Here is a 6,091-nt window from a genome sequence, read left to right as displayed (position 1 = left end):
AATAAATTGAATCCTATTTATAAAAAAACGATGACTTACGATAACGGTATTGAAATGGCTAGACACGAAAAAATTACGGAAAATACAGGTATGAAAATATACTTTGCTCATCCCTATTCTTCTTGGGAAAGAGGAACCAATGAAAACACAAATGGAACTAATTTTAACGAAATTGACCTAAAACAACTCCAAATTATTCAAGAAAAACTAAATAATAGACCAAGGAAAATCATAGGATATAAAACACCAAAAGAAATGATGGATATTGAACTTAAAATTGTAGCTTAGTAACATCATAAAACTAAAATGTTTTGTTGCGTTACAACCTTGAAGCCAAGTTTCAATCTCTTTTGGGCACCGACGAAGATCAAACTTATATTTTCCAGGTTTATCAAATTCTACTGCAATAAAACCACTTCCTTTAGCTCCTTTTTTAACATCTTCTTGACTCCAAATTACAGTTCCATAAAAATCGTGGGCAAGAAAATCCGTTTCTGGTTCTTCTTTATTCCCTATAATAATTCTTGTGTATTCATCAGAACGCTCATCTACAAGTTTCCACCATTCTTCATACTCCTCTTTTAACTCAGAAACAATACCATCATTTGCCGAATCTGAAATTATGTCATTCTCTTGTATATCATCAACGAGTACATCATAAAGTTCCCAATCAGAATCACGATTGGTACGAACCAAGCGCCATTTGTGAATTATAATATCATTATCCCAAATATCTTTTTTAACTGATAGTTTTTTATACTTTTCAGTAAATTCAGTCCACATATCATTAATCGTAACTGCCCTGTTTTTATAATCTACAGGGTCATTTGACGTATCATTATCTAAAAAAAGCTTAAAGCTACGACCACGAATTTTCAGTTTTTCAGGTCTATTTTCAATATCTTTTAAATCTAAAATATCCATAAATGTAGGTAACCAATCTATATGGGCTGTTAAAGGTAACACATCTCTTCCTTGGCCTTCTCCTCCAAAATTTCCGTTTTCCCATCTGACAAAACATAGAACTCTGGTGCCTCCATCATAATTAGACCCTTTTCCTCCTCTTAGACGACCACCAGCACCATTATTCGGTTGTAAAGATTAGAATCGTATTCTCTGCGATTCCTTTATCGTCAAGAAATTTGATCAGTCGCCCAAAATTCTTATCAATATTTTCAATTGTTCCCGTTTTAGCACTTACGCCCTTGCGAGCATCAGGAGGCAATACATGAGGTGCATGTGCAGTTCCGAATGGGATATAAGCAAAAAACGGTTTTTTATTTTCAATATTATCCTCCATAAAATCCATAGCGCGATTCATAAAGAAATTTGTTATGAAGGCTCCCTCAATTCCATCATCCTCATCGGTCATTTTAACTAATTTGTCATTCACCCACATACTAGCACTGTTATTGTTATTTCCCCAATAATCTGGCAGCTGGCCAGTACCACCTCCTTTAATCCAAGCAACATATTCAAAACCGCGATCTTTAGGTCGAAAAGGATAATTATCTCCCAAATGCCATTTAAAAAACAAACCCGTAGCATATCCATTGGCTTTAAAAATATCTGCCATAGTGATTTCATCAGCACGCATCATATTCCTACCGTTAATAGTGTGCCATACTCCCACTACATCACTTGGTCTTCCTGTTAAAAGTGCCGCACGAGTTGGGGAACAACTTGGGGAAACATGAAAATCAGTTAGTCGAACTGATTTTTCTGCAAAATTATCAATATTTGGTGTTTGTGGTCCATTTTTTTATAGTATGAAAAATCGCTGTGACTAATATCATCAGGCATAACAAATATAACATTTGGAGTATCTGTTGATTGGGAAAAAACATTTAAAGGATTCAATCCTATTGAACACATTAAAAAAATTAATTTTACTGTTTTCATATCTATGTTTCTATATTTAAAATGTTGTTTTCACTTCGAATACTGCTGCATATTTATTCGGTCTTTTAGCTGGTATATTTATCATCAATTTATCACTACTCTGCTCAAAGTTAATTGTATAATCACTTCCAATCAGTTTTAGATATAGAATTTTCTTCGGTTTATATTTTGACTTTAACCCAAGTGATGGAAGTTCTATTTCTCCTTTAGAAGGATTCAGAACAAAAATATATAATACATTGTCCTTTGTGGTAAACCGGACTTCATCACTCCCATAAGAAGGACTATCTTTTGTTCTATTGTTAAACTGCTTTCTTTCATTTTTCTTAAGAGCTTTAAGGTCAGTATTAGCCATATTTGCGTTAGTCGTATTAGAATTTACTAAAGCAGAAAAAAGATTGTCGCCATGTACTTCCCATGGTGAAGTTGCATAAATCGCTTCAGAATTCAGTTTTAACCAAGCTCCAAATTCATCCATTATAGTTTTATGATCAGACGGGATAGTACCATCTGGAAGAAGTTCTACATTAAGCACGAAGTTTCCGTTTTTACTCACTACATCTATCAATAATTCAATAGTACTTCTCGCATCATGCCTGGATGAGTCATCTTTCTTATAAAACCAATGTGTATAGGTACAAATACTCTGCCATGGATTGGACGAGATAGTAGATTCCACACCTTGCTCAATATCATGAAGAATACCTGGGTCTCCTCCTGGAATTTTACCTGCAATAACCGCGTTTATTTTTCCATACTTATTTAGGCTATGATTATAAAATGTACGAAAGGCTTCTTTACCGTAATCTCCATAAGGAAAGCCATGCCCGTCGAACCATAAATAATCTACATCATATTTGGTAAGCAGATCTTTCATTCGCAACAACCAATTTTGTTTCCATGCTTCAGCCCATTCTTGTGTTCTTTTTTCAGGAGGTAAACCATATAAATCGACGGGATCAAATTCTTCCCACCAGGTACCTAAGCCATCCTTTATAGTCAAATTTCCGTCATAAGGAACTCCTTTATATTCTCCTGAAGTATCTGCACCAAACGCAGGCAATAACCAGTCGAAAAATCGTTCATCATGCGTAGTAACTCCAAAAGGCACTCCATATTTCTTGGCAGACTTACTAAACTCGCCAATAATATCACGTTTAGGTCCTACTTTTACAGAATTCCAATCCTGATAGGTAGAATTCCAATTATCGAAATTATCATGGTGATGTGCCAATGCCATAAAATATCTAGCTCCCAAATCTTCGGTAAAATATTTCAAAAGACTATCTGTATCCAAATTCTCAGCCTTCCATTCATGAATCACATCTTTAAACCCCTTCTCAGAAGGATGTCCAAATGTTTTCAGATGATAAGGGTTCGCATTTTTTCCAAATATTTCTTTGCCAACATCTTGCATATACATATGCCTAGCATACCAACCTCCACCATATTCTGGTACTGTTTGAGCCCCCCAATGCACCCAAATTCCAAATCGGGCTTCTGTAAACCATGTAGGCACCTCATATTGATTGCTTAATTCTTCCCAGGAAAGATCTTCTTTGTCTTGAGAACAAGAAACCAACCCTAAAGTCATTATAAACAGTAGAAACAGTATATGTTTTTTATGTTGCATAATTAAATATTTTGGTGTTTAACAATTTTATTACATCTCTGAAAAAACTTTTATTTGCCCTTTTTTCAAAGAGATTTTACCCTTAGACACTCCTTGTACAGCAAATTCAAATTTCACTTTTTGACTTGCTTTGATAGTAGCTTCAATCAATTTTCCATTCTTCCACTCTATATCCAATTCTAGTCCACCACGAGCACGCAAACCTTTAATGGATCCGTCAGGCCACGCATCAGGTAGCGCAGGTAATAGATTGATTTCTCCGTTATGACTTTGTAACAACATTTCGGCAATTCCTGCTGTTGCACCAAAATTGGCATCAATCTGAAAATATCTACCATTATTCAATAAACTTTCAGACAATCCTGGAATTACAAAATTATTCAATGCTTTATAAGCATTATTTCCTTCTCCTGTACGAGCCCATAAACAGATTCTCCATGCTCCAGGCCATCCATCAGCGAATCCACGTTGAGTTAATGAAGTACGTGCAGCATCAAACAACTTAGGAGTATCTTTTGGATTGATTTGACTACTTGGAAACAACCCATATAGGTGAGAAACATGACTGTGTGGATCTTCTGGATTATCCCAGTCCTCTTGCCATTCTTGAAGCTGACCATGACGACCGATCTTCATTGGAGCCAGTCTAAATTTTGTTTTTGCCACCTGTGATCTAAAACTTCTATCAATACCTAATAACTTTGAAGCAGAAATTACATTAGAAAACAAATCATTTAAAATTTGTAAATCCATGGTTGGCCCTGCACAAAGCGAAGTTCCGTCTCGTCCTATACTCAAACCATCTTTTGTAGTACCTCCGTGACTGTGTTCTGGTGAAATAGATGGTGATGTAATTAAATAACCCTCTTCATTTTCAATCAAAACATCAAAAAAGTATTCTGTTGCTCCTTTCATAATTGGATACGCTTTTTTAAGAAACTCAACATCACCTGTATATAAATAATGTTCCCAAAGATGTTGACAAAGCCAAGCTCCACCCGTTGGCCACATTCCCCATTGAGCACCATCTACTGGGGCTGTCCCCCTCCATAAATCAGTATTATGATGTGCAACCCATCCGTTTGCTTTATAATGTATTTTTGCCGTATTTGTCCCAGGCTTTTGAAGTTCGTCAACCATACGTAAAAGAGGTTCGTGAAACTCACTTAAATTACAAACTTCTGCTACCCAATAATTCATTTGAATATTGATGTTTATGGTGTATTTACTTGCCCATGGTGGATTTACTGTCCCATTCCAAATACCTTGTAAATTTAAAGGCTGCGTTCCAGGTCTAGACCCAGCGATCATTAAATAACGTCCGTATTGAAAAACTTGCTCCTCTAATAAAGGGTCAGAAGCTCCTTCGGAGACTTGCTTAAGCCTTTCATCTGTAGGAATATTACGTTTGTCCTTTTTTCCTCCTAGATCAATAGCAACTCGATTAAATATTTTTGTGTAATCTCTAATATGTCTATTATAAAGCTCTTCAAAAGATTTTTCATTAACAGCATTCATATAAGTATTCACTTTCATTACTGGGTCACCACTTACATCAGTCGAACTTTCAAAACCCGTAGCTGCTACATATACTAAAGTTACTGCATCAGCGTCTTTAACTGATATTTTATCGCTATGATAAATCACCTCTCCTCCTACTGCAATAACTTTTACTTTGGCAGCAAACTTAGTTCCTTCACCTTTCCAAGGGCCAATCAAACCTCGTTCTTTTCTTGCTCCCAATTGCCCAGTCATTAACAACTGATGATTATCATTGACCTGAGTTATACTCTTATGTGGACTTGTTAATAACAAATCAAAAGTAACTTGATTTTTAGCATTGCTCTCTACACGAATAACAATAGATTGATCTGGTTCCGAAGCAAATATTGTTCTCGTAAACTTAGTTAAACCTAAATTATAAGTAACCCTATTTACAGCTGTCTGTAAATTCAATTCATGTCGGTAATTATGAAACTTTTCACCCTGTGGAAACATTAAAAACAAATCACCAAAAGGTTGATAAGACATTTGCTTAACCGGATTCCCCATCATTTTCTGAGAAACATCTTCTGCTTTAATGTATTCTCCTTTATCTAATAAATATCTTACTTCAGAAAGATGTTGATAAGCATTGGGGTTATCATAATTATGAGGACCTCCATTCCATAGAGTTTCTTCATTTAGCTGAAGATGCTCCATCTGAACTCCTCCATATACCATAGCACCAAGTCTTCCGTTGCCAATTGGCAATGCTTTAGTCCATTCCGTAGCTGCTTGTTTATACCAAAGTACTAAGTCTCCAGGATCTACCGAATCTTGTGCTTTCGTTTCGCTACAAACTATACTCGTTAATATTAGAATTCCTCCAATTATTATTTTTTCAAATTTTCTCATTCTCATTCTCATTTTAATTTTCTGAGTTACACGCCTAGTGTCTGTTTTATATTTTTTTGATATTTAGGTTTTTGTAGTACCATTCTAAGAATTGTTTTATGAAAAATGGATTCTTTGTATTGTGACCTATTAATTCTAAAACAAAATTCATCAAAGTAA

The 6,091-nt window shown here is 35.3% G+C and carries 4 protein-coding genes and 2 pseudogenes; 1 reads left to right on the top strand and 5 read right to left on the bottom strand.

Going from position 1 to position 6,091, the window contains the following annotated elements:
• A partial coding sequence (locus tag V5787_RS06405; protein ID WP_336892433.1) for an IS30 family transposase occupies window positions 1-288 on the top strand: 288 nt, incomplete at its 5' end.
• Here V5787_RS06405 and V5787_RS06400 read toward each other — a convergent pair.
• From V5787_RS06400 to V5787_RS06380, 5 genes and pseudogenes are all read right to left on the bottom strand, one after another.
• Window positions 208-924 (bottom strand): hypothetical protein, encoded by a 717-nt coding sequence (locus V5787_RS06400; RefSeq protein ID WP_336892432.1) that lies wholly within the window; start codon window positions 922-924, stop codon window positions 208-210. The genes V5787_RS06405 and V5787_RS06400 overlap by 81 nt on opposite strands.
• A gap of 160 nt (window positions 925-1,084) precedes the next feature.
• Window positions 1,085-1,741 (bottom strand): annotated as a pseudogene (locus V5787_RS06395) (sulfatase-like hydrolase/transferase); the annotation flags it as partial.
• 177 nt (window positions 1,742-1,918) lie between these two features.
• Window positions 1,919-3,535: an alpha-L-fucosidase gene (locus V5787_RS06390; RefSeq protein ID WP_336892431.1), complete on the bottom strand. Its 1,617-nt coding sequence runs from the start codon at window positions 3,533-3,535 to the stop codon at window positions 1,919-1,921.
• A 30-nt stretch (window positions 3,536-3,565) separates the two neighbouring features.
• Window positions 3,566-5,932 (bottom strand): glycoside hydrolase N-terminal domain-containing protein, encoded by a 2,367-nt coding sequence (locus tag V5787_RS06385; RefSeq protein ID WP_336892430.1) that lies wholly within the window; start codon window positions 5,930-5,932, stop codon window positions 3,566-3,568.
• A 26-nt stretch (window positions 5,933-5,958) separates the two neighbouring features.
• Window positions 5,959-6,091, bottom strand: a pseudogene (locus V5787_RS06380) (IS1595 family transposase); the annotation flags it as partial.

The organism is Flavicella sp. (assembly GCF_037132785.1).
Classification (GTDB): domain Bacteria; phylum Bacteroidota; class Bacteroidia; order Flavobacteriales; family Flavobacteriaceae; genus Flavicella.
Note: the sequence above shows the minus strand (reverse complement) of the source record. Positions and strands in the feature narration are given on the sequence as shown.

What these genes read in the sequence shown, in the direction of transcription:
- V5787_RS06400 (WP_336892432.1), bottom strand. Translation starts at nt 924, where the DNA reads ATGGATATTTTAGATTTAAAAGATATTGAAAATAGACCTGAAAAACTG.
- V5787_RS06390 (WP_336892431.1), bottom strand. Translation starts at nt 3,535, where the DNA reads ATGCAACATAAAAAACATATACTGTTTCTACTGTTTATAATGACTTTA.
- V5787_RS06385 (WP_336892430.1), bottom strand. Translation starts at nt 5,932, where the DNA reads ATGAGAAAATTTGAAAAAATAATAATTGGAGGAATTCTAATATTAACG.